We start from the raw sequence: 21,075 nt of genomic DNA, 5'->3' as shown, positions 1-21,075 counted from the left end.
GCGCGCCGGAAAACACTCGCTTTTCGGCGGCAAATCGTCACGGGATTTTCGCAGTAAAGCACTCGGTATCACGGCCATCTGGTCACTGATGATTTTGCTTGCCGGTTGCGGTTCGGGGTCCATGGGAGCTGCTGGATCGGTGAGCAGCACCAAGGAATCGACGTCGGCATCTCCCTCGCCTACGCCTAGTCCAACGCCAAGCCAGATAGCCGGGAAAGCCTGCACCTCCGAGAAGAACACCCAAGCTGTGGCCGGCGAAACATACATCTGCACCGTCGATCTATCCGGAAAACTCGCCTGGCTGGACTCCGCAACAGCAACAAAGCTTTCTGATCAACGCGCGGCCGACGCTGCTGCAAAAGCCGCGGCAGAGAAGGCGGCAGCGGACGCAGTCGCGAAAGCTGCAGCGGACAAGGCAGCGGCTGATAAGGCTGCCGCAGACAAGCTCGCCGCCGACCAAGCGGCCGCTGCCAAAGCAGCCGCCGATCAAGCCGCGGCAGATCAGGCTGCTGCCGCTGCGGCTGCGAAGCCTGCCCCAGCCCCTGCCATTCAAAGTGGTTGCGACCCGAACTACGCCGGTGCCTGCGTGCCTGTTGCGTCCGACGTCGACTGTGCCGGAGGCAAAGGCAACGGACCTGCTTATGTCCGAGGCCCGGTGACAGTGGTTGGGTCTGACATTTATGGCCTGGACAACGACCATGACGGCATCGGCTGTGAGTAGGAGCTTCTGAAACTGCCACTGGACAGGATGATCTACGCATAGATAGTCTGTGCGTAGATCATCTAGCTTTGGGAGGCAATCATGTGGGACTACGAACACAGCGTTGAAACCAGCGCGGCACCCCAGGCGCTCTGGCAGCTTTGGGCCGACGTTGAAAACTGGGGTTCCTGGAACGCCGAAATTGAACGCGTTGAGATCGATGGCCCCTTCGCGGTGGGCTCGCAAATCCTTATGACGCCACCCGGGGATGAACCCATCCAGTTGCGAATCGCTGAAGTGGTGAACGGCGAGCTGTTCGTCGACGAAGCTCGCTTTGATGAGCTGCTGATCCGAACCGCCCACCGCTTGGACAGGCTCGACGGCGGTCGAGTCCGGCTGGTCTACAGGATGGAGATCACCGGTGCGGGTGCAGACCAGGTTGGCCCCGAGATCGGGCCTGCCATTACTGCCGATTGGCCGGAGACAATGGCTTCACTCGTCGAACTCGCCCAGCGCTGATGCCGCTCAACCCGGGCGAGAGTCCCGGTTTCCTGCTGTGGCACGCAACCTTGCGCTGGCAACGCGAGGTTGCTGCGGCGTTGGCTCCGATCGGCCTCACTCACGTTCAGTTCGTTTTGCTCGCCTGCACCTGGTGGCTCAACAAAGAAGGCGAGCATCCCAATCAGCTCGCCGTTGCCCGCCAGGCCGGTACCGACGTGAAAATGGCCTCGCAGGTGCTCCGGACCTTGGAGGTGAAGGGTCTCATTGAGCGGGAAGTCGATCCCTCGGATACCAGGGCAAAACGGCTACGTGTTACTGAAGCGGGCTCCGAATTGGCTCCACGTGCGATCGCCGCCGTGGAGCTCGCCGATGCCCAATTCTTCGAGCCGGCGCCCGTCGGTGACCTGGTGGCGCTGCTGAAAAAGCTGGCGCACCCGAGCGATTGATCGCGGACCCTGGCTAGCCTTCGCCCAGACGGCGCTGGACGTCGAGGAGGAACTTGGTGCCGGCGTCGGACAATTCACGCTCATACTGGCCCCATTTTTCGGAGCCCCAAAGCCTTAGGCAGTGGAATGCGCTTTGGACGACCTGCTCCAATTCGCGAGCTACTTCAATGGGTATATCGGCGCCGTTCATCAACCGGAGGCCGCGCTCGTTGAGCGCCAACTGGACTACTTGGGCACTCAGGTTCCGTGGTGGGCGATTACCGGATAATTCCCAGTGCAGTTTGAGTTGGGTAACGACATCCAGTCCCGCACCGTCAGGTGATGCCAAACGGTCAGCAATGTAGTGCCACAACATTGCTGGCCTGTTTACCAGTTTTCTACCCGCTGGGGTCAGGACGAGCCTGCCCTTGTTCTTTCGCAGGAGTTTCCATTCCTGCAAGTGTTGGCGGACGATGCGTACTGGGGCCACGTTGTACTCCGTGGAACTACTTCCGTGCCAGACCTCCTGCCATCCCAATTCAGCCATTGCCCGCTTGACCACAATCGGCTTCAGGTAGCCAGCCGATGTCAGCGGGAATCCGTCAAGCTCCGCCTCCTTCAAGAACCAAAGAGCTGGCCCCAGAACAAATTCCATCTCGTCAGGGGCTACCTCACCTGGCCAGAGCCGCTGCGCCAAACGAGTCAGTTGCCCATTAACAGCATCAAGGTCGAAAGCGTGGGCGTCGAACTTTGATGCCTTCTCCTGTGTTACCAGCTCAAGCCACTCAACAGCTTCCGTATGCTCTGGGTGCTTTGGATCTCCGACCACCCGCACAACGTTGGCGTAGCCATGCACTCCCCCTGAATCCTCGATTGGGCCACGCATTGCGCCGCCGGTGCACGTGATGGTCGATTCCTGAACCAATGCGGGTCCCACGACTTCGATTTCATGAGTCCAGTTGTCGCCAAAGTCGTAGTCGTATTCAAAGGACGACTTCCCAGGCTGGCTTGAGTCGAACAACTCGCCCAGTTCTACGCCGCTGGCCTCCTCCGAGCCTTCAAGTGGGTCGTCGTCTTCGGCGATCCTGGTGATGATCCGTTTCTTGCCCGCCCGGTCATGGCCGGCCACGGCGTAAAGATGTGCGTTCTTCCAATCGAATGCGCATTGAATCGCGCTGTGCAGATCGGCAACGGTGGCGCTCTCCGGGAGAACGAGCTGCCGCCAAATCAGCGGGTCCGTCTCACTAAGGGAAATACGAAGCTCGACGGCGGGGACTTGGATGGGTGACTCCATGCGCCAATTCTGCCAGTGGTCTTTGAGCGGGGCGCAATCGCGTCACACCACCTAGTCCGTCCCTGCGAACACTCATTTTTGGATTGAGGCACCCTCGATACCCTGAATTTGCCCGTATATGAGCACCTAGAGCGAACGAAAGAACACCTAGGCCGCTATTCCCGGCCATAGTCTCCTCTTGTGCCTTCGGGACGGGAAACCCGGTGTCCGGCGGGAACCCCACTCGTCCCAGGCGAAGGAGGCACAACGGCACGGCTCCACCTAAGAACCCCCAGGTGGAGTCGTGCCCAGCCGGTTTCCGGCGTAGGCCTATCGAAGGCTGGAGGAACTCCGGCGCAACCGGATCACCCTGAACACGATGCCCACCACGAACATCAGCACACCCAGACCGACAGATAGCGGCGGCAGTGTCGCAACCAACGCCACGCAGGCAACAGCTCCAGCCACTTGAAGTGCTTTCGGATACCGGCGGTCCTCGGCAGGCTGGGTGAAGGCCGCGATATTTGCAACCAAGTAATACAGCAGCACACCGAACGACGAGAAACCGATGGCGCCCCTGAGGTCAGCCACGGCAATAATCAGGCAAATTGCTACGGCGAGCGTCGTTTCGGCCCGGTGGGGAACCTTGTAGCGAGGATGAACGGCCGCGAGCCAGTGCGGGAGGTCGTGTTCGCGGGCCATCGCCAGGCTCGTCCTGCCCAGCCCTGCGATCAGCGCGAGGAGGGCCCCCAAAGAGGCGACTGCGGCTCCGATCCGAACAATCGGAGCTGCCCAAGGCATCGCACCAGCCGTGACAGCGTGGGCGAGGGGTGTCGGGGTCCCGGAAACACCCTCGGGTCCCAGCGCCGCCAACAACGTGACCGCTATGAGGGCATAAATGACGATGGTGATTCCCAGGGCGATCGTGATTGCCCTGGGAATGGTGCGGCGAGGCTCGCGAACTTCCTCCCCCATGGTGGCAATCCTTGCGTAGCCGGCGAAGGCAAAGAACAACAGCCCGGCCGACTGCAAGATGCCGTACCAACCGTGTGCCAGCAGACCCTCCCCCACAAAATTGCTGAAGTCAGGTCCCGAACCACCCCAAACGGCGGCCAGGGCTATCGCCAAAGCGGTCAGGACCGCGATCACCAAGATTCGGGTAAGTCCCGCCGTTCGAGTCACCCCGTGATAGTTCACAGCCGTCAAAATTACGACGGCGGCAATCGCCACCGGGCGCTCCCAACCTGCCGGTGCGGCATAGGCCGCGAAGGTCATCGCCATGGCCGCGGCGCTGGCCGTCTTGCCGATTACGAATCCCCATCCAGCCAGGAAGCCATACCAGGGCCCAAGCCGCTCCCGTCCGTAGACATATGTTCCGCCGGAGGTGGGGTATCTGGCAGCCAGTTGCGCGGAGGACGTCGCATTGCAGAAGGCCACGAAGGCCGCGACAACCAGGCCAATCAGCAGCCCGGATCCTGCAGCCGCCGCGGCTGGTGTGAAGGCCGCGAAAACCCCGGCGCCGATCATGGAGCCTAAGCCAATGAGGGAAGCATCGAAGGTGCCGAGGCGGCGGGCCAAGGCCGGGGAATTGCTCACGAGAACCCTTCACGCATCAAGGTCTGAGCTCTGCCGGTGTCACCGGAGACTCGTACTGAAAGATGCGTTCAGCCTAACGTGAGTCAGCGTGCTGCCATTGAATTGCCCACGAGGATGAAGAGGCCATTACGTGAGGTTGCGCCGGTTTTTCGCAGGGCGTTGGAGATGTGGTTTTCCACTGTTCTCGCGCTGATCCCAAGATGTTCAGCAATCTCAACGTTTGAGCGATGTCCTGCCAACGCAGCGACCTCAATTTCACGTTCGGTGAGTGGCGTCGTCCTGAAAGTGTTGAACGAGAGTTGCTCGTTGGTTGTGGGAAATCTTGCCGCGAACATCGAGGAAGCTTCGGCCATGGCCTCGGCCGCCGCGGTGTTTCCCTCCAGGACGTGGCGCTTGAGGGCACCTCGAAGGAGCATGCCGATCTGATAGTTGTCGGCATCCAATTCGTAGTGTTTCAGGAGGAGACCAAGCAGCTTGTGATCGCCTTCCACAACGGCGGTGGCAACGGCCATCATCTGGTCGTGAGCCGTTACACCGCTGTCCCGCAGGATCTTGCGCAGCAGATCCAGTACCGGGGCACCGGGACACAGGCATGTACATAGGAGTGCTGTCATGGTTGCTTCCAGAATGTAGCCGCTCTTCATCTGGCGTTTGATGAGCTTGACTGCATGCCGGTCAAAAACCGACGGCTGGGTAGTTTCTGCGGAAACGAGCTCATGTACACCCTTGCCGATACCGGGCAACGGACCAACATCAGGAACCTCACTCCGCGCCTGCGACGCGATGGACAGCGCTGGCGAGATCGCCGTGGTCGCATGCCGTAGGCCTGCGAGCCGCAGCATGGCGTCGTAAAGGACATCGACGACGAAGCCGGGACGGCCCATGGCAAAGACGCTGCTCATGAGGTACTCGGCTTCCTCGAAGTAGCCGCGGTACAGCAGACCGTGCGCCGCAACATAGCTACTGGCCACGACTCCGAACTGATCGAGATTTCGGCGGGCCTCGGCACGCCAATCCAGCGCGAAGACCAAGGAGTCCTCGATCCTGCCTGCTGCAAAAAGCGCGAAACCGTGAAGAAACGGGCGAAGATGCGGGAAGGCGTCGTCGTCCTCAGCCTTCTCTGTCACGTCGAGGACCTTACCCGGCTGAAAGCGATACAGCTCAAGCAAGCTTTTGACGAGTCCTTCCAGGCCCAGCGGTTCATGCTCAGAGCCCTCGGCGGAAGGTTCGACACTTGGCGGAATCCGACCATGCGAGGCGTTGATGAAGAGGATCGCGGCCTCGGCCGTAGAGGCCTGTTCCGGGTTCTGCTCGGCGAATCCATTCAGGATGTCCACTGCCGCACTCACGCCTTGCCCTGAGTAGATTGCAAGGAAAGCCTTGGTGATCGCGAGGAAGAGAACGTCATTGGGGTCGCCGTTGAGCGTTGACGTCTCCTGGCAGACGCGGGTTGCCCGCATAACGTTCACCGGCGCTCCCCAGTAAACCCTGAGCAGAGCGGCAGCATTGGTCGCGGACTTGTTCGCTTGCCATCGTTCATAGCGCGTGCGTTCGCGGCCCGCACTGTGATCGTGAAAATGCCGGGCGGTTACGGCGTCATCGTTTCCCTTTTCGAGCCGCAAGGACCCCAGCACCCGGGATAGGCAGTCAGCAGTGGTGGAATTGCCCTGCGCAGTTTGAGGCACGCCCTCAAGTGCACCAGCAATCTTGTTCCGCAAGAGGTGCCGGTCCCTGAGCGTCTTTTGGCCCCGGAAATAGTCTGCGATGACTGGCGGGCTTATCGCCGCGATCGGTCCATTGTGGTGATCGTCCATGACTGACAGGAATCCCCGCCGTTCAAGGCCTTCCAGCACATCGGGCTGAACCACCTTTTGAAGAACGTCTACACGGGCGGTGCCAAGGATTGCCATAGTGTGCAGGGCAGTGACTTCTTCCGGTTCCAGGTCCGCCAGTAGCTCTTCGAGGGTTCCTCGCAGATGCTCGTTCCAGAGGCTGTCACCTGTCATTTGCCACTGCCGGCCACGCATAACCAGCAGGTCGCTTAAGGCCGCGGTCTCCGTAATGCGGACGATGAGCCGAGGGTTGCCGCCGGACTTGGTCAGGATTCTGGCTGTTGTGTCGGCATCTGCAGCAGCCCCCAGCACCTGCGTCACCAAAGTGTGTACCTGCTCAAAATGGAGTGGGTTCAGTTGCAGCAAAGCTTCGCGGCCACTGTTCATGACGGCCAGTTGACCTCTTGAGATCGAGCCGCTGTCCGGAGCCGTGACGATCAGCGGACAATCGGACCTGCGCCGAACGGATTCCAGGACCGCCAGCGATTCGATGTCCAGCAGATGGATGTCGTCCACTATCAGGACGTGCTTTCCAGGCTTGGATATCTGGCTTGAGAGCGCATCTGCCATATCCATAACTCCGCTGCGGCCGGGCCGAAGCTCTAAACCCAGGCTCTTGATGGCTGCATACGGAATTGAGCGATGCGTCCGAAGGCCGCTGACTAAGTGGATTGCGATGCCGGTTTTTTCCAGGTTGGCCACGACATTTTGCAGCACCGTGGTCCTGCCGCTTCCGGGGGCTCCAATAATCCGCACGCTTATGCCGCGGCCAACGAAATCGAGGATGCGCTGAACCTCAGAATCGAACACTCGATCCAACCTTCTGTTTCTGTGGATGACCGACATGCGGCTCACTTCGCAGGTTAGATTTCGGAAACGGGACTAGGTGGCAAAACAGCCTTGCACAGGCCGCTTAAGGCCCGTCTAGGTGGCGATTCTGGCAAAAATGAGTGCTCCCGCGACTCGCCTAGGTGCTGAGCCTGCTTCGAATGAGCTATTGGGAAAGAGTCGTTGGCAGTCTGTTCGTCCATGGAAGGCCCTCGGTTTCGTAGTTGATATCAACCACGCTACGGACGTTCGAAGGTGAGTTACAGGGGTGTAATTCGCTATGTGGATATATGTTCTAAGCATCTTTTCTGGATGAGAATATATCTACTACAAACGCGATGACCGCGAGCGGGCGGAGGCTCCAGCCTGCTCAGATCGCAGCGGCAGCCATCGCCACATTGCTGCTGTGCAGGCACCCATCGAGATGCCGACGACCGCGGCCACGACAAGGTGCTCGGTAAGCCAGTCCTCCGGCGCATTGCCAGCCTGATATGACAACCGCATACTGACGGCCCAGGCGACGCCCGTGACTGCAGTCCATATAATCCCAACTTTGGCGGACCACCGGGCGGCCCACCATTGCCCCAGGCCGAGTACCAAGCCTCCTAGACCTGCCATGAGCGGCCACCCCACGGCGTCTGGAAGCATGTCTCCAAAACTGTGCGCCACCAGCAAGGACACAGTGGCCCCAAGGATCCACCGCCAGGCGCGTAGTCCGGACCGCCTCAACAGCACTGCTTGGAGACCACCAACTAAGAGCCCGGTGGCAATGCCGTTCACCAGCGCTCCGGCCGGGTTGAAGTTGAAGGAGTCACCGTTATTGGGCGGCAGGGCGCCAGGGAAATGGAACAGGACACCCGACAGCACTACGCTCAAGGCCGTAGTGAGGAGCCATAGTAAAGGAAAGACCCATGGGGAGCGGGTTCCTAATCTTTCGTTGCCCATGCAGCACCCTCTTATCCAGGACAGGCTGGCAAACAAGCCAAACCCGACCCATCATTCTGCAGCTAGCAGTAATTATGGCGGGCGGCGTGCGAAGGGCAAGGGCCCCGGGGCTGAGATGGCCCCAAGGCACAAGAAAAAGCAGGGCCGGTCAATGACCGGCCCTGCTTTTTCGTTTATCCGAAGACTAGATAGCCTGGATGTTTACTGCCTGGGGACCCTTGGGGCCCTGCTCGACGTCGAAGGAAACCTTCTGGTTCTCTTCGAGGGAGCGGTAGCCCGAGGAGTTGATCGCAGAGTAGTGAGCGAAAACGTCCTGGCTGCCATCTTCAGGAGAGATGAAGCCGAAGCCCTTTTCGGAGTTGAACCATTTCACGGTACCTGTAGCCATTTTTTCAGTCCTTACTGAAGGTGGAGATGCTCCCGACTTTCGGGTCTCCGGTGTGGGGTGTTCTCCACCGTTACTTCAGAAGGTCGCGATCCAGATGGATCACGGGGACTGCCTGAACTACCAAATGCCAAACACAACAACACCGTCAAGTTTACATAGATCTGAGCAGATAGCTAGTGGGACGTCAGATTAATCAATCCGATGGGCCAGAGGACGAGAACAAACTGTCGGACATCTGGCTTAGCCTTTGAAGCAGGAAACCAGCTCAAAGCCAGCACGGACCAATCATCGAAGGACCAAATGGACTACTACGCGATCAACACTCTGCGTGAAAGCCATGCAGGCTGGGCACTCCTCCGAGCGCAAAACGCGCCCCTCGCCCTGCACTTCTTCATGTCCGCCTTCACTGATCCCAATCAACGAAACCTCGGCCGTCAGCAGTTGGTCGACGTTCTGGACGATGTCCTGTTCGGCGTGCGGGAGTCTTATGGCGAGGATAAGTTCCCGCGCAATGCAGCGGAGTACCTGGACGACTGGGCGGCGCCGGAACGTGCTTGGCTGCGCAAGTACTACGTCCAGGGCGAAGACGAGCCGCATTACGATCTCACGCCTGCGGCCGAGGACGTGGTGAGATGGGTCGAGAGCCTTAAGGGCCGCGAGTTCGTGGCCACGCAGTCCAGGCTGACGAGTATCTTCGCGGTCCTGAAGACCCTGGTACAGCAGTCGGAGACAGACCCGGAAGTGCGTCTTGCTGAACTTCAACAGCAGCGGGACCAAATCGACAAAGAGATGCAGCAGATCCGGGACGGCAACGTGAAGGTGATGACTGCGCCGGAGGCCCTGGACCACTTCCAGCAGCTAACCGCTTTGGCGAAAGATCTGCTCTCGGACTTCCGGGAAGTCGAGCAGAATTTCCGGAAACTGGACCGCCAAGTACGCGAGCAAATTGCTACGTGGGACGGCAGCCAGGGCGAACTCCTCGACTCGATCTTTGCCAACCAGCAGGACATCGGAAGCTCACTCCAGGGCCGCACCTTCCAGGGTTTCTGGGACTACCTGATGTCCCCGCAGCTCAGGAGGGAACTCAACGACCTCCTTCACAGGGCCACGCAGATTGAGGCCTTGTCCCGCATGGACAACCTCCACACCATCACCAACCTCCACCAGGACTGGCTGCCGGCAGTGGAGCAGACCCAAAGCACAGTCAGGCAACTGTCGCAGCAAATGCGACGACTTTTGGACGACAAAGTCTTCCTTGAAAACAAGCGCATCATGCAACTGATCCGCAGCATCGAGGCGAGCGCGCTGGACCAACGGGACCAGCCGCCGTCGAACTTTGTCATGGAGATTGAGGCGCCGTCCGTGGACGTCGCCTTGCCGTTCGAGCGGCCACTTTATGAGCCGGGCAGCCGCGTGATGGTGATGGACGAGGTGGTAGCTGCGGATGACCAGGAGCTGGATGCCAGCGCGCTGTTCAGCCAGTTCCATGTTGACAGGGAGCGCCTGAAGTCCAACATCGAAAGTGTCCTTGAGGAGTCGGACCAAGCGACGCTGGCAGATATCACAGCCGCACACCCGTTATCGCAGGGCCTCGCGGAGGTGGTGGCGTATTACCAGCTTGCTGCAGAGTCGGACTGGGCAAGCATCGATCCCGAAAGCACGCAACAACTAACGTGGCAGTTGGAAGACGGCAGCACCCGGGAAGCAACCATCGAGCAAATCATCTTTGTGAGGCCGGCATGAACATTGCAAGCGAAACCACTACGTCGGACGAGCTGCCGGCGGTTGTGACCAAGCTGTTCAAGGGCGTTGTGTATGCGGAAACTGACGAGAAGGTGTGGCAGTCGCTGCTCACCTTGACATCGCAGGTGCGCGATTACGTGGCCGTGCTGGGGCTGAACCTGATCCTTGATGAGTCGGAGGGCTACGCCTTCCTGAAATCGCGTGAGGATCCCGAAGGCACGCTCCCCCGGCTTATCCCCCGCAGGCAACTCACCTTCGATGTCAGCCTGTTGCTCGCCTTGCTCCGGAAGCGGCTGCTGGAATTTGATACGAACAGCAGCGAACTCCGCCTGATCATGACGGAAGAGGAGCTGAGGGACATGGTCTCGGTGTTCTTACCGGAATCGAGCAACGAGGCAAGGATTCTGGACCGGTTGAGCACCAACATCAAGAAGGTGGTGGAGCTCGGTTTCCTGCGAAGGCTCCGCGGCGAAACGGGCACGTACGAGGTAGCGCGGATTTTGAAGGCGTACGTTGATGCGCAGTGGCTGGAAGAGTTCGACGCGCGGCTGGCCGACTATCGCGAATCACTCACCGGGAGTAAATGACCATGAGCACTGATGTTCAGGACAGCCTCTTCACGCTGGAGGAACAAGCGCACGACGGCGCTCTACCGCCCGGGTTCAGGCTGCAGCGTTTGGAGCTGCTCAACTGGGGCACGTTCCACGGCGGCGTGCGCACGTTCCGTTTGGATGGGGCGAACAGCCTGCTGACAGGCGACATCGGCTCGGGTAAGTCCACGGTGGTGGATGCGATCACCACGCTTTTGCTCCCCGCCAACCGGATTGAGTACAACAAGGCCGCAGGTGCCCAGAAGCGTGAACGCACGCTGATGTCCTACGTCAGGGGCTTCCACAAGAGCACCCGCAGTACGGGCGGCGAGTACTCCAAGCCTGTTGCGCTGCGAGCGCCGGGCACGCTCACGGTGGTCCTTGGCGTCTTCCACAACGACGTTGTGGACAAGACGATCACGCTGGGCATCACCTTGTGGACCATGCAGGAAGCCGGCCAGCCCACGCGTTTCTATTCCCTGGCCGAGACGGAGCAATCAATCGCCGAGGACTTCTCCAACTTCGGCCAGGATCCGGCCAAGCTGAAGAAGAAACTCCGCGCGGCCGGGGTGAGCGTCCACGATACCTTCGACCCTTACGCTGCGGCCTTCAAGCGGCACTTTGGCATCAGCGGCAACCAGGCCATGGATTTGTTCCACCGCACGGTTTCCATGAAGCAGGTGGAGAACATCACCCACTTCGTCCGCACCAACATGTTGGAGGACGATGACGTGGAGGCACGGATCACCAAGCTGATCAGCCATTTCGACGATCTCAAGAAGGCACATGAAGCCGTGGTCCGCGCAAAGGACCAGATCGAGATGCTCAAGCCGATCCGGGAAAGCGCAGCCACCCATCAGAAGCTGAGCTCGGAAGAACACCAGGCCCGCCAGCAACGTGACCAGCTGCATCCATGGTTCACCGACCAGCAGCTCAGGCTGAGCCTTGAACACCAGGCTGAGCTGGAGCAGACAGGTCAGAAGCTCCGCGAGGACAGCACCCAATTGGCCTCGGACATGGCCCGGCTTCGCCACGAACTCGCAATCGTCCAAGAGGATATACGCACCAGTGGCGGCGGCAGGCTGGCCGCCATCGACGCCGAAGTCGCGCAGCTTGAAGAGACGGCCCAGACGCAACGCAAGCGTTTCGAGCAGTACTCAGCTGCCGCCGTCGAGCTTGGGTTGAACGCTCCTGAAGACCGGGTTCTGTTCGATGCGAACCGGGCCCGGCTGGGCGAGGTGGAACAGAGCCTCGCGGTCAGGGCGGCGGAGCTGCAGGAGCGCCGCACCGCCTTCCATTCAGAACTCAACGAGCTGGCGGCGCGCAGGGAGAACATCGACGCCGAGTTGGCGAGCCTTGGTTCCCGGCCCACGTTGCTTGAGCGCCCGCAGCTGGAGCTTCGGCGTCGTATCTGCGAGGGCACTGGCATTGCCGAGTCCGCACTCCCCTATGCGGCCGAGCTGCTGCGCGTCCGCGAAGGCGAAGCCGAATGGGAAGGTGCCGCTGAGCGGACGCTGCGGGGCTTTGCGCTGTCCCTGTTGGTTTCGGCGAAACACTACGCTGCGGTGAGCTCGTGGGTTGACGCCAACGATCTCAAGGGCAGGCTTGTCTACCGGAAGGTGGGTGACTCGTACTCGTCACGGCCGCCTGCACCGGGGACCTTGGGGGCGAAGATCGCCATCAAGCAGGGCACGCCGTTCCGCGATTTTCTGCTGGATGAGCTCAGCACGCGGTTCGACTACATGTGCTGCGACACCATGGAGGATTTCCGCAGGTATCCCAAGGCGCTCACCATCAACGGGCAGTTGAAGGGCACCCGCGGCCGGCATGAGAAGGATGACCGCAAGGGTCTCATGGACCGGCGCACTTTCGTGCTGGGCTGGGACAACCACGAAAAAATTGTCCGGATCCGTGCCGAACGCGACGACGTCGATGGCAAGCACCGCAGCGTCGGTACCCAGTTGGCGAAGGTGGATACGTCTCTTGGTGACGTGGGCCGGTTGCGGCAGTTGCTGGGCAACGTCGGGTCCGTGGCTGAGTTTTCCGAGATCAGCTGGAAGTTGACCGCCCGCAAGGTCCAGGAACTGAAGGACGAGAAGCTCGAGCTCCAGTCGGGCAGCAGCGTATTGCAGCAGCTCACCGCGAAGGAGTCGGAGGTTTCCGGCCGCATTGAGCGGCTGCAAGAGCGGTCGGACAAGGTCCAGCAGAGGCTCGGCGCCAACGAGAATGCGGCGCGGGATATCGCGGCAGCTATTGAGGAATGCCGGCTGACGCTGACGGATCAACCGCTAACGGACGACGACGGCGTGTTGGCGGCAGTAGCCCAGCTCACCGCAGCGGCACTCGGTGACAAGGAACTCACCTACCGGAACACGGGTGCCGCTGAGAGTTCCGTTCGATCGGGGCTGACGGCGAGGATTGACGGGCTGACCAAGCGCATCGCGAATGCTGCCGCCACCACCGTGCGGCTCATGGCTGACTTCCGCAGCAAGTACCCCAACGAAACCACGGACATAGATGCAACCCTGGAAGCCGCGGATGAGTTCAACCGGCTCCTTGAACAGCTGGAGTGCGATGACCTGCCCCGGTTCGAGGCGCGATTCAAGGACTCGCTGACGCATAACACCATCCACGAGGTGGTCGCTTTCAATGCTTTCCTGGACAGCAGGCGGCAAGACATCGTGAACCGGATCAGCGAGATCAACCAATCATTGGCGGAGATCGAATACAACCCGGGCCGGCACATCCAGTTGGAGCACCAGAGCTCCACGGATCTTGATGTGAGGCAGTTCGGCATTGACCTGCGAGCCTGCTCTGAAGGAACCATCGGCGATGACGATCAGTACTCGGAACAGAAGTACCTCCAGGTGGAGCGGCTGATCGAACGCTTCCGGGGTCGCGAGGGCTACAGCAGCTTGGACGAACGCTGGACGGCCAAGGTCACTGATGTGCGGAACTGGTTTACCTTTTCGGCCTCGGAGAGGTGGACGGAGACCGGCGAAGAATTCGAACACTTCACGGACTCCGGCGGCAAGTCCGGTGGGCAGAAGGAGAAGTTGGCCTACACGATCCTGGCGGCGGCCTTGGCGTTCCAGTTTGGGTTGGCGGCTGGGAAGGGAGCTGCCCGGGGCGCTTCGGGCGGCGCCGGCAAGGGCAGAAGCTTCCGTTTCGTAGTGATTGACGAGGCCTTCGGCCGGGGCTCCGACGAGTCCGCACGGTATGGCATGGAGCTGTTCCAACGCATGAAGCTGCAGTTGCTGATCGTCACACCGTTGCAGAAGATCAACGTCATCGAACCTTTTGTGGCGCACGTGGGCTTCGTAGCCAACACCAACGGGAACGACTCCCAGCTTCGGAACATGACCATCACGGAGTACCGCGAAGAACGGCAGAAGCGTGCCGGGTAAGTCTGCGCGGTCCCGCTGGACGTCGCTGTCCTCGCTGCGAGCGATGTCATTAACTGCGTGGGACCGCGGACAGCTGTTGCGGGAGGCTCTTGAACCCTCCGGCACGTATCCGCGGCGCCGTGCTTTAAAGCGGCCCTCTGCCACGGAGCTTCGCGACAATTATTCGGCTGCCCGTGAATGGGCTGCGGAGCTGTTCGCCGCCGCAGGCCCGTTCAGTCTGGAAACGCTCGACGTCGGCCGCACCACTATCGGTTCAAACCACCTTCCCGCTGTGGCTGTGTTTCCGTCGGTGGAGGACGAGGTTGGATTCGTTGGTAAATTGCGGGAGTTAGCCCGGTTCCGAACTCTTACTGCTTCACTGGTGGATCTTGATCCCTTGTTGAAGGCGTGGGCGCTGAAGCGACCACTCGCACTCTTGGAGTTGGGCGATGCAGCGTTGACTGCTGCGCGGGTGGCTTTGTGGCTCCGCGATCATCCCACTCCGGGGATCCATGTTCGGCAGTTGAGCCTGCCCGGGGTGCACACGAAGTTCATCGAGACGCATCGGCGGACGATTGACGAGATTGCATTGGTGCTTCAGAGCTCCCAGGCCCAGGATGCACCGCCCGTCGCTTCAGGCGAGGACGAGCTGCTGGACGTGCCCGCGGTTTCTGACGCCGGCGAGGCCTTGCTAGGACGATCCGCCGCCCGAACCCCGGCTGCACGCTTCGCGGTCCGCCACGGCTTTCTCCATCCCCCGGAACAAGTGCGCTTCCGGCTTCTGGATCCGGCAATCCCGTTGCTGGGTGATGCCCGGGACATCACTGTGACAGCATCAGCCTTCCGGACCCTTCGGCTGCCCGTCACTCACGTGATCATCACCGAAAACCTCGTGAACTTCTTGGCTCTTCCGGAGCGGCCGGACACAGTGGCGATCTTTGGTGCTGGCTATGGATTTTCCTCTCTGCGGGAGGCCTCCTGGTTGCAGGAGTGCGACGTTCTGTACTGGGGGGATCTGGACACGCACGGTTTCCGGATCCTGGATCAGCTCCGCTCCGTCCATCCGCATGTGTCGAGCGTGCTCATGGACGAGAAGACCCTGCTGGCACATCGCGATGCTTGGAGCGTGGAGGCAACCCAGTCCCGCGCTTCTCTGGGCAGGCTGACTCCTGAAGAAGCCCGCCTCTACGAGGCTTTGCAGACGGGCAGCTACGGCGACGGCGTGCGACTGGAACAGGAGCTGATTGGCTGGGAGTGGGCGATGGAGAGGCTTGAGAGTGGAATGAACACTAAACCTTTCCGTACATTTGCCGTACACTAGAGCAAGGAGGTAAGACCTTGGCAATCACCAAATCGCGACGCTTAGAGTTGCGCACTGACGAATCCACGGACCGGTTAATCGCTGAAGCCGCGGAGCTTCTCCATGTTTCAAAGACTGCGTTTGTAACTGACGCAGCCCGACAAGCCGCACAGCGGGTCATCGCGCGCGCAGATGTCACCCTCATGGCTCCGGAAGTTTTTGACTCAATGATGGCTTCACTGGATGTTCCTGACGAGTCAGCAGGGCTTGAGGCGCTTTCCAGGCTCCCTAGACTTATCCGTCGATGAATGAACCTACCTACGACGTTGTGAAGTTGGCCCCCGGCATCGAACTGGGGGCCTTCGATTGCGGTGAAGCAAGCTACAACGAGTGGCTCACCGAGTACGCATTGAAGTCAATGGATTCGGGGGCAAGCATGGTCTACCTTCTCCTTGAGAACAAAGCCACTGACGACAGCCGCGTAGCTGGGTACTTCGCCATCTGCCCAACGCTTGTCGTCCGGGATGACATGCCTAAACCTGTACAACGTAATATGCTCCGAAACACTCCCGGCTGGCTCCTGGCCAAACTCGCCCTCGACATCACGCTTCGGGGCGACAAGGAGAAACGATGGGGTTCACAGCTACTGCGCGTGGCATTAGAGACCCTGGTTGAAGCCGCAGCCGTCGGAGGAGGGCAAGTTATCGTCGTTGATGCTGATAACCCAGGTCTGGTCGGGTGGTACACGCGTCATGGCTTCACAGCGACGGGCGCTGACGATCTACGCCTGTACATGAAAGTCTCGACCGCCCGGAAGTACCTGATGAACGCCGTCGCCTGATCTTCTAGATCTCGCCTTCTCCCAACGGCTAAACCGCCCGCCAACACAACGAATCCAGTCACGGCCGTCACGTTTCGCCCCCAGCAGACACCTGATGAAGGGATAAACGCGAAAGCTGAGGCGGGACATTTAGATGGACAACGAACACGGAGCCAGCGGAACCAAGCTCGGACTACTGCCGTTCAACAGCATCTCGCGCCCGGCACGGAGGCTCTAAGTACGCCGTGTTGCAGTCGAATCGCACTCGGGCGGGTTTGCTGGCGGTCGTGGTCAGCTTGTCCTCCATGCAAGTGGGCAATGGATTGGCCGTTGGACTGATCGAAGCCATGGGCCCCAGCATGGCGACGACACTAAGGGTGGGCATCGGTGCGCTGCTGCTTCTGCCAGCACTCCTGCTCAATGGGTCTTCGATAGCTCCTCGCCCTCGCTCTCGCCCAAGGCAGGTCGCGGCGTATGGCATTGTGTTGGGCTTAATGCAGGTTTCCTTCTACCAGGCAATTTCCCACATCACGCTGTCACTGGCTGTTTCCATAGAGTTCCTGGTCCCACTCATCGTGGGCTGTTTGCGTTCACGGTCCCCTCGGACCAAGCTGCCAGCGGTTGGAGCCATGCTCGGGCTAGGTCTTATTGCCGATTACAGCGGAGGCTCAAGCCTTGCTGGGGCATTGTGGGCCCTACTGACGGGCGTCCTCCTGAGCATCTACATCAAGCTCGGGACCGACATGCCACCCGGAACTCACCCGTTGGTGATGCTGTCCAAGGCCCTTTGGATTGCCTTGCCGGTTGTCGTAGCGGCCCAGCTCATGTCCCCATCGTCAGTTCCCCCAACCATGGTTCCGTTCACGTCCGGGGCAATCGCCGTAGCGGTTTTGACGATGATCATTCCGTTTTCCTTGGAATTGTTTGCAATGGCGCGTCTGCGGCCTCTCCCATTCGCGATGATCTCGGCCTTGGATCCGGCCTTAGCATCGGCTGTCGGGGCCGTGGCCCTTCATCAACTTCTGAATCTCCGTCAATTCACGGGGTTGATTATTCTTACCGGATGCGCCGTTCTGGCCATCTGGGCAGACACAAAACGGGCCCCCGATAACCACGTGAAGAGCTAACGAACATTGGCATCCCCGCCGCAGAGCCAAATCGCGTCTGCCGTCCAATCCACCAGATGGTGACTATCGAACCGCCCGGGCCGTAAGCTGCAGACGGATCTCTTCTCACGCCTAAACCAGGAGGACGAGCAATGCAGATGCCCAAGCCGTCGGATGCCGACAAGGAACGTTTCCGTTCAGTGCTGCCCGACCATCCCGACGTCGTCGTCAAACCAATGTTCGGCAACCTCGGCGCTTTCGTGAATGGCAACATGTTCGCCGGTCTGTTCGGGCCTACTATCGGCGTCCGCCTTTCCGAGGCCGACAAGGCCGAGCTCGAGTCGGATCACGAGACTCAACCTTTCGGCCCCGAAGAACGCCCCATGGGCGGTTATGTTGGTCTGCCCGAAGCGTGGAACGAGGACGCCGCGCAGGCCGAGCCTTGGGTGGCCAAGGCCTTTGACCATGTTGCAGCCCTGCCGCCGAAGGCACCCAAGAAAAAGGGCTCCAAAAACTAGGACCTCTTCAGCTCGACGGACCCTCGCCAAACCAGCCAATAAGTGCTGAGATCAAGCTATGCCCTCGATGAATGGACGAACAGCGCTCGTGACCGGGGCCACGGGCGGCCTGGGTAAGGCCATCGCCACTGCACTTGCACGCGAAGGAGCGTCCGTCGTCGTGGTTGGACGTTCAGCAGCGCGGGCAGAAGATGCCATCCGCGATATCCGGGCCAAAGAACCGAACGCGGTTCTCGAACCGCTCGCTTGCGACCTCTCAAGCCAGGCCTCGATCCGGTCGGCAGTAGACGGGTTCCTGTCGCGCCACGACAAGTTGGACGTGCTGATCAACGCGGCTGGAGTATTCCGCAAGGAGCGTCACGTGACCCCGGATGGGCTTGAGCTCACGTTCGCCACGAATGTGATGGGCTACTTCCTGCTGACGAACCTGCTCCTGGACGCGCTCAAGCGCGGCGCCGGCGCAGATGGGGCGCGGACTTCGAGGATCGTTAACATCGCCTCCAAGTATTCGGGAGGCCCGTCCACCACCAAGATCGACTTCGACGATCTGCAAACCGCCAAGGGCAGTTACAGTTACCTTCGCGCCACTCCCCCAACAATGCTCGGTCGGGTCCTGTTGACGCAGGAATTCGCGGAGCGCCTTCGCGGATCCAACGTGGTGGTGAACGCCGTGCACCCGGGCCTGGTAAAGCACACGGCGCTACTCCAGGACGTTGGCGGACCTTTCCGCTGGATGACGAACACCTTCGGCGCGACTGCTGAGAAAGCTGCCGATACCCCCGTCTGGCTGGCCACCGCTCCAGAAACTGCCGCTGTGTCCGGGAAGCTCTGGGCGAAACGCAAGGAACTGCCGACGCCCGGCATGGGCTCTGATCCGGCGGCGCGGAAGCGGCTGTGGGAAGAGTGCACCCGCCTGGCCAAGATCCTGTGACATTCCGCCCCTGAACAGCCCTCCCGAAGCCGCATCTCCAGGCGTACAGTGCAGCCATGGAACCCATTCGAGTGGTCCTCCTTCCGGGCAGTGTCCTTCCTGCGGGGCCCGCCTATGGTGCGCTGCTTGAGGCCTTGGGGCCGGACGTCGACGCCGTGGCCAAGGACCTGGATCTCTATGAGGGCGACCAACCGCCGTCGGACTGGACGCTCGACACCGAAGTCGACGGCGTCCTGCGGGAGGCAGGCGCCAAACAATGGGACATGTTCCACCTCGTGGGCTATTCGGGCGGCGGGGCCGCGGCCCTCGCCTTCGCTGCCAAGTATCCCGAGCGCCTGCTTAGCCTCACACTGTTGGAACCCGCATGGGCGGGAGACTGGGGCTGGAGCCAGGCCCACGCCCGCTTCTGGGAGCAGCTGGGCGCGCTCGAGTCGCTGCCTCCGGAGCAGTTCATGCCGGAGTTCATGAGGCTGTCGGTGAGGCCCGACGTCGTCCTGCCGCCTCCGCCGGCGGGTGACCCGCCGCCGTGGATGGCCAAGCGGCCTGCCGGAATCAGGGCGTTCCTGAAGGATTTCCGGAACTATCATCTGGACCGCGAGCGCCTGGCTTCTTTTGAACGTCCCGTGCTGTACGTTCTGGGCGGCCTGAGCAACCCGGACCAGTACGGTGACATCGCCGATCGCCTATCCACTGTTTTCCGGGACTACCGTGTGGAGGTGTTTGAGGAACGCCACCACTTCGATCCCCCGCACCGGATTGAACCCGGGAGGCTCGCGGGCATGTTGCGCGAGCATTGGCAACGAGCCGAGGGCAGCAACAATGCCGACTAAGCCAATAGACACGGTCATCATCGGCGCAGGGCAGGCGGGACTCGCGACGAGCTACTGGCTCACCCAGGCCGGCGTCGAGCATCGGATATTGGAGCGTCGGGATTCCCTGGGTGGCGCATTCCAGGATCGCTGGGACGGGTTCTATATGAACACGCCGAACTTCAGCCTGGACCTGCCCGGCATGCCCTACACCGGCGACGAGCCTGAGGCCTTCATTCCCCGCAACGCTGTGGTCAACCTCTTCAGGCGCTACGCGGAGGTGATCGGCGCTCCCGTCCACACGGGCGTGGACGTAACGCGGCTGGCCGCTTCCCCCGACGGCGGATTCAGTATTGAGTCGTCGCTCGGGCACATGAAGGCCCGCAAGGTGGTGTTGGCAACCGGCGCGTACCAGGTCCCCAAGGTCCCGGCCGTGGCCGCCGGCCTTTCCAAGGAGATCGTCCAGCTCCACACGCACGACTACCGCAATCCGAACCAGCTGCCCGACGGCGCCGTCCTCATCGTCGGAACAGGCCAGTCCGGCGGTCAGATCGCCGAGGAACTGCACGACGCCGGCCGCGAAGTCCACCTTGCCGTCTCCACCTGCCCCGAAGCACCCCGACGCTACCGCGGCCACGACCTCATCTACTGGATGCTCGAAACCGCCAAGCACGGCCCCGACTACGGCATCAACGCCCTCACCCGCGAAGCACTCCCCTCCCCCGCCGCCCGCTTCGCCTGCAACCCACTGCTCTCCGGCACCGAAGGCGGCCACGACATCCACCTCCGCGAACTCGGCCGCCGCGGCATGCACCTGCACGGCCGCCTGGAGAACGTCGACGACGGCGACATCACCTTCAGCGACGACCTCCCCGAACGCCTCGCAACAGTCGAATCCAGCTTCAACCAACGCATGCGGAAAGCCATTGACGCCTACATTGCAGCGGCGGGGATTGATGCTCCAGGGCAGGCCCCCTTGCCCTCGGACGACTGGCTGCCCGCTGAGCCAGCGAGGTTGAACCTGGCCCAAGCAAACATCACGTCAGTCCTGTGGGCCACCGGATACAAACTCGACCTGTCCTTCATCGACATCCCCGTCCTGGACGAATGGGGCTACCCAAAGCACACGGCCGGCGTCACCGAACAGCCCGGCCTTTACGCGGTGGGCCTCCCGTGGCTGACACGGCACTACTCATCGATCCTCGGCGGTGTGGGGCTGGACGCGGAGTACGTGGCGGGGCGCGTTGCCGCGTGAATAATGGCCTAAGGACACACCGCCGCGGAACAGAACTTAGCGATAGGGACCTCATATCTGTCATTGCCGTAGGGAGTCTTGGTATTCGAGCGCGTTACCGACCTGAGTGGGCCCGGGCAGCTCATGCTC

19 protein-coding genes and 1 pseudogene are annotated in these 21,075 nt (G+C 60.9%); 14 read left to right on the top strand and 6 right to left on the bottom strand.

Translation table 11 applies throughout. The features are described 5' to 3' along the window. The first annotated feature begins 139 nt into the window (after positions 1 to 139). The 3 genes from AC6I99_RS06195 (at position 140) to AC6I99_RS06185 (ending at position 1,647) form a co-directional block, all read left to right on the top strand. Positions 140 to 721, top strand: coding sequence for a hypothetical protein (locus AC6I99_RS06195; RefSeq protein WP_497960623.1), 582 nt, complete (start codon positions 140 to 142; stop codon positions 719 to 721). An 81-nt stretch (positions 722 to 802) separates the two neighbouring features. Then, entirely contained in the window at positions 803 to 1,219 is a 417-nt protein-coding gene (locus tag AC6I99_RS06190) for an SRPBCC family protein (protein WP_497945881.1), read from the top strand. Further along, entirely contained in the window at positions 1,219 to 1,647 is a 429-nt protein-coding gene (locus tag AC6I99_RS06185) for a MarR family winged helix-turn-helix transcriptional regulator (protein ID WP_224091433.1), read from the top strand. Before AC6I99_RS06190 ends, AC6I99_RS06185 begins: the two co-directional genes overlap by 1 nt. A 13-nt stretch (positions 1,648 to 1,660) precedes the next feature. Here AC6I99_RS06185 and AC6I99_RS06180 read toward each other — a convergent pair whose 3' ends face one another. The 5 genes from AC6I99_RS06180 to cspE all read right to left on the bottom strand — a co-directional run bounded on the left by AC6I99_RS06180 (position 1,661) and on the right by cspE (position 8,488). Beyond that, positions 1,661 to 2,920, bottom strand: a complete 1,260-nt coding sequence (locus tag AC6I99_RS06180; protein WP_224091432.1) for a plasmid pRiA4b ORF-3 family protein — start codon at positions 2,918 to 2,920, stop codon at positions 1,661 to 1,663. 309 nt (positions 2,921 to 3,229) lie between these two features. Beyond that, positions 3,230 to 4,495: an APC family permease gene (locus AC6I99_RS06175; RefSeq protein ID WP_224091431.1), complete on the bottom strand. Its 1,266-nt coding sequence runs from the start codon at positions 4,493 to 4,495 to the stop codon at positions 3,230 to 3,232. Between the two features lie 83 nt (positions 4,496 to 4,578). After that, complete coding sequence (locus AC6I99_RS06170; RefSeq protein WP_497945884.1) at positions 4,579 to 7,137, bottom strand: helix-turn-helix transcriptional regulator; 2,559 nt, start codon at positions 7,135 to 7,137, stop codon at positions 4,579 to 4,581. A 345-nt stretch (positions 7,138 to 7,482) separates the two neighbouring features. Beyond that, positions 7,483 to 8,031, bottom strand: coding sequence for a hypothetical protein (locus AC6I99_RS06165; RefSeq protein ID WP_497960622.1), 549 nt, complete (start codon positions 8,029 to 8,031; stop codon positions 7,483 to 7,485). A 253-nt stretch (positions 8,032 to 8,284) separates the two neighbouring features. After that, the gene (gene cspE / locus AC6I99_RS06160) at positions 8,285 to 8,488 is read right to left on the bottom strand and encodes a transcription antiterminator/RNA stability regulator CspE (RefSeq protein ID WP_011773907.1); all 204 of its coding nucleotides are present in this window, start codon (positions 8,486 to 8,488) and stop codon (positions 8,285 to 8,287) included. A 300-nt stretch (positions 8,489 to 8,788) separates the two neighbouring features. Here cspE and AC6I99_RS06155 point away from each other — a divergent pair, with 300 nt between their 5' ends. From AC6I99_RS06155 to AC6I99_RS06125, 7 genes and pseudogenes are all read left to right on the top strand, one after another. After that, positions 8,789 to 10,231 carry a DUF3375 domain-containing protein gene (locus AC6I99_RS06155; RefSeq protein WP_497945888.1) on the top strand — a complete coding sequence of 481 codons (1,443 nt, stop codon included), beginning with the start codon at positions 8,789 to 8,791 and terminating at the stop codon, positions 10,229 to 10,231. Next, positions 10,228 to 10,818 (top strand): DUF4194 domain-containing protein, encoded by a 591-nt coding sequence (locus AC6I99_RS06150; RefSeq protein WP_224091422.1) that lies wholly within the window; start codon positions 10,228 to 10,230, stop codon positions 10,816 to 10,818. The genes AC6I99_RS06155 and AC6I99_RS06150 overlap by 4 nt, the downstream gene beginning before the upstream one ends. A gap of 2 nt (positions 10,819 to 10,820) precedes the next feature. Next, on the top strand, positions 10,821 to 14,228 hold the full coding sequence (locus AC6I99_RS06145; RefSeq protein WP_497945891.1) for an ATP-binding protein: 3,408 nt from the start codon (positions 10,821 to 10,823) through the stop codon (positions 14,226 to 14,228). Between the two features lie 43 nt (positions 14,229 to 14,271). After that, entirely contained in the window at positions 14,272 to 15,528 is a 1,257-nt protein-coding gene (locus tag AC6I99_RS06140) for a Wadjet anti-phage system protein JetD domain-containing protein (RefSeq protein WP_224091420.1), read from the top strand. A 17-nt stretch (positions 15,529 to 15,545) separates the two neighbouring features. Beyond that, complete coding sequence (locus AC6I99_RS06135) at positions 15,546 to 15,815, top strand: type II toxin-antitoxin system TacA family antitoxin (protein WP_224091415.1); 270 nt, start codon at positions 15,546 to 15,548, stop codon at positions 15,813 to 15,815. Beyond that, positions 15,812 to 16,348, top strand: a complete 537-nt coding sequence (locus AC6I99_RS06130) for a GNAT family N-acetyltransferase (RefSeq protein ID WP_224091413.1) — start codon at positions 15,812 to 15,814, stop codon at positions 16,346 to 16,348. Before AC6I99_RS06135 ends, AC6I99_RS06130 begins: the two co-directional genes overlap by 4 nt. 284 nt (positions 16,349 to 16,632) lie before the next feature. Continuing rightward, positions 16,633 to 16,902 (top strand): annotated as a pseudogene (locus AC6I99_RS06125) (EamA family transporter); the annotation flags it as partial. A 182-nt stretch (positions 16,903 to 17,084) separates the two neighbouring features. Here the strand turns inward: AC6I99_RS06125 and AC6I99_RS06120 are convergent. Continuing rightward, entirely contained in the window at positions 17,085 to 17,231 is a 147-nt protein-coding gene (locus AC6I99_RS06120; RefSeq protein WP_224093962.1) for a hypothetical protein, read from the bottom strand. Between the two features lie 354 nt (positions 17,232 to 17,585). On the opposite strand from AC6I99_RS06120, the gene AC6I99_RS06115 reads away from it, so the two are divergent. From AC6I99_RS06115 to AC6I99_RS06100, 4 genes are all read left to right on the top strand, one after another. Then, positions 17,586 to 17,951, top strand: a complete 366-nt coding sequence (locus AC6I99_RS06115; protein ID WP_224091411.1) for a TfoX/Sxy family protein — start codon at positions 17,586 to 17,588, stop codon at positions 17,949 to 17,951. Positions 17,952 to 18,018: 67 nt separating this feature from the next. Further along, positions 18,019 to 18,882, top strand: coding sequence for an SDR family NAD(P)-dependent oxidoreductase (locus AC6I99_RS06110; RefSeq protein ID WP_309927335.1), 864 nt, complete (start codon positions 18,019 to 18,021; stop codon positions 18,880 to 18,882). A gap of 56 nt (positions 18,883 to 18,938) precedes the next feature. After that, entirely contained in the window at positions 18,939 to 19,712 is a 774-nt protein-coding gene (locus AC6I99_RS06105) for an alpha/beta fold hydrolase (RefSeq protein WP_497945897.1), read from the top strand. Then, positions 19,702 to 20,946, top strand: coding sequence for a flavin-containing monooxygenase (locus AC6I99_RS06100; protein WP_497945898.1), 1,245 nt, complete (start codon positions 19,702 to 19,704; stop codon positions 20,944 to 20,946). Before AC6I99_RS06105 ends, AC6I99_RS06100 begins: the two co-directional genes overlap by 11 nt. The last annotated feature ends 129 nt before the right edge of the window (positions 20,947 to 21,075 follow it).

The organism is Arthrobacter sp. TmtSoilC77 (assembly GCF_059739415.1).
The sequence above is the reverse complement of the archived record's forward strand: the minus strand, read 5'-3'. Positions and strand labels throughout refer to the sequence as shown.

Coding starts and splice junctions, on each gene's coding strand:
- AC6I99_RS06105 (WP_497945897.1), top strand. CDS start 18,939: ATGGAACCCATTCGAGTGGTCCTCCTTCCGGGCAGTGTCCTTCCTGCG.
- AC6I99_RS06190 (WP_497945881.1), top strand. CDS start 803: ATGTGGGACTACGAACACAGCGTTGAAACCAGCGCGGCACCCCAGGCG.
- AC6I99_RS06110 (WP_309927335.1), top strand. CDS start 18,019: ATGAATGGACGAACAGCGCTCGTGACCGGGGCCACGGGCGGCCTGGGT.
- AC6I99_RS06180 (WP_224091432.1), bottom strand. CDS start 2,920: ATGGAGTCACCCATCCAAGTCCCCGCCGTCGAGCTTCGTATTTCCCTT.
- AC6I99_RS06145 (WP_497945891.1), top strand. CDS start 10,821: ATGAGCACTGATGTTCAGGACAGCCTCTTCACGCTGGAGGAACAAGCG.
- cspE (WP_011773907.1), bottom strand. CDS start 8,488: ATGGCTACAGGTACCGTGAAATGGTTCAACTCCGAAAAGGGCTTCGGC.
- AC6I99_RS06120 (WP_224093962.1), bottom strand. CDS start 17,231: ATGATCATCGTCAAAACCGCTACGGCGATTGCCCCGGACGTGAACGGA.
- AC6I99_RS06140 (WP_224091420.1), top strand. CDS start 14,272: ATGTCATTAACTGCGTGGGACCGCGGACAGCTGTTGCGGGAGGCTCTT.
- AC6I99_RS06115 (WP_224091411.1), top strand. CDS start 17,586: ATGCAGATGCCCAAGCCGTCGGATGCCGACAAGGAACGTTTCCGTTCA.
- AC6I99_RS06185 (WP_224091433.1), top strand. CDS start 1,219: ATGCCGCTCAACCCGGGCGAGAGTCCCGGTTTCCTGCTGTGGCACGCA.
- AC6I99_RS06150 (WP_224091422.1), top strand. CDS start 10,228: ATGAACATTGCAAGCGAAACCACTACGTCGGACGAGCTGCCGGCGGTT.
- AC6I99_RS06130 (WP_224091413.1), top strand. CDS start 15,812: ATGAATGAACCTACCTACGACGTTGTGAAGTTGGCCCCCGGCATCGAA.
- AC6I99_RS06155 (WP_497945888.1), top strand. CDS start 8,789: ATGGACTACTACGCGATCAACACTCTGCGTGAAAGCCATGCAGGCTGG.
- AC6I99_RS06100 (WP_497945898.1), top strand. CDS start 19,702: ATGCCGACTAAGCCAATAGACACGGTCATCATCGGCGCAGGGCAGGCG.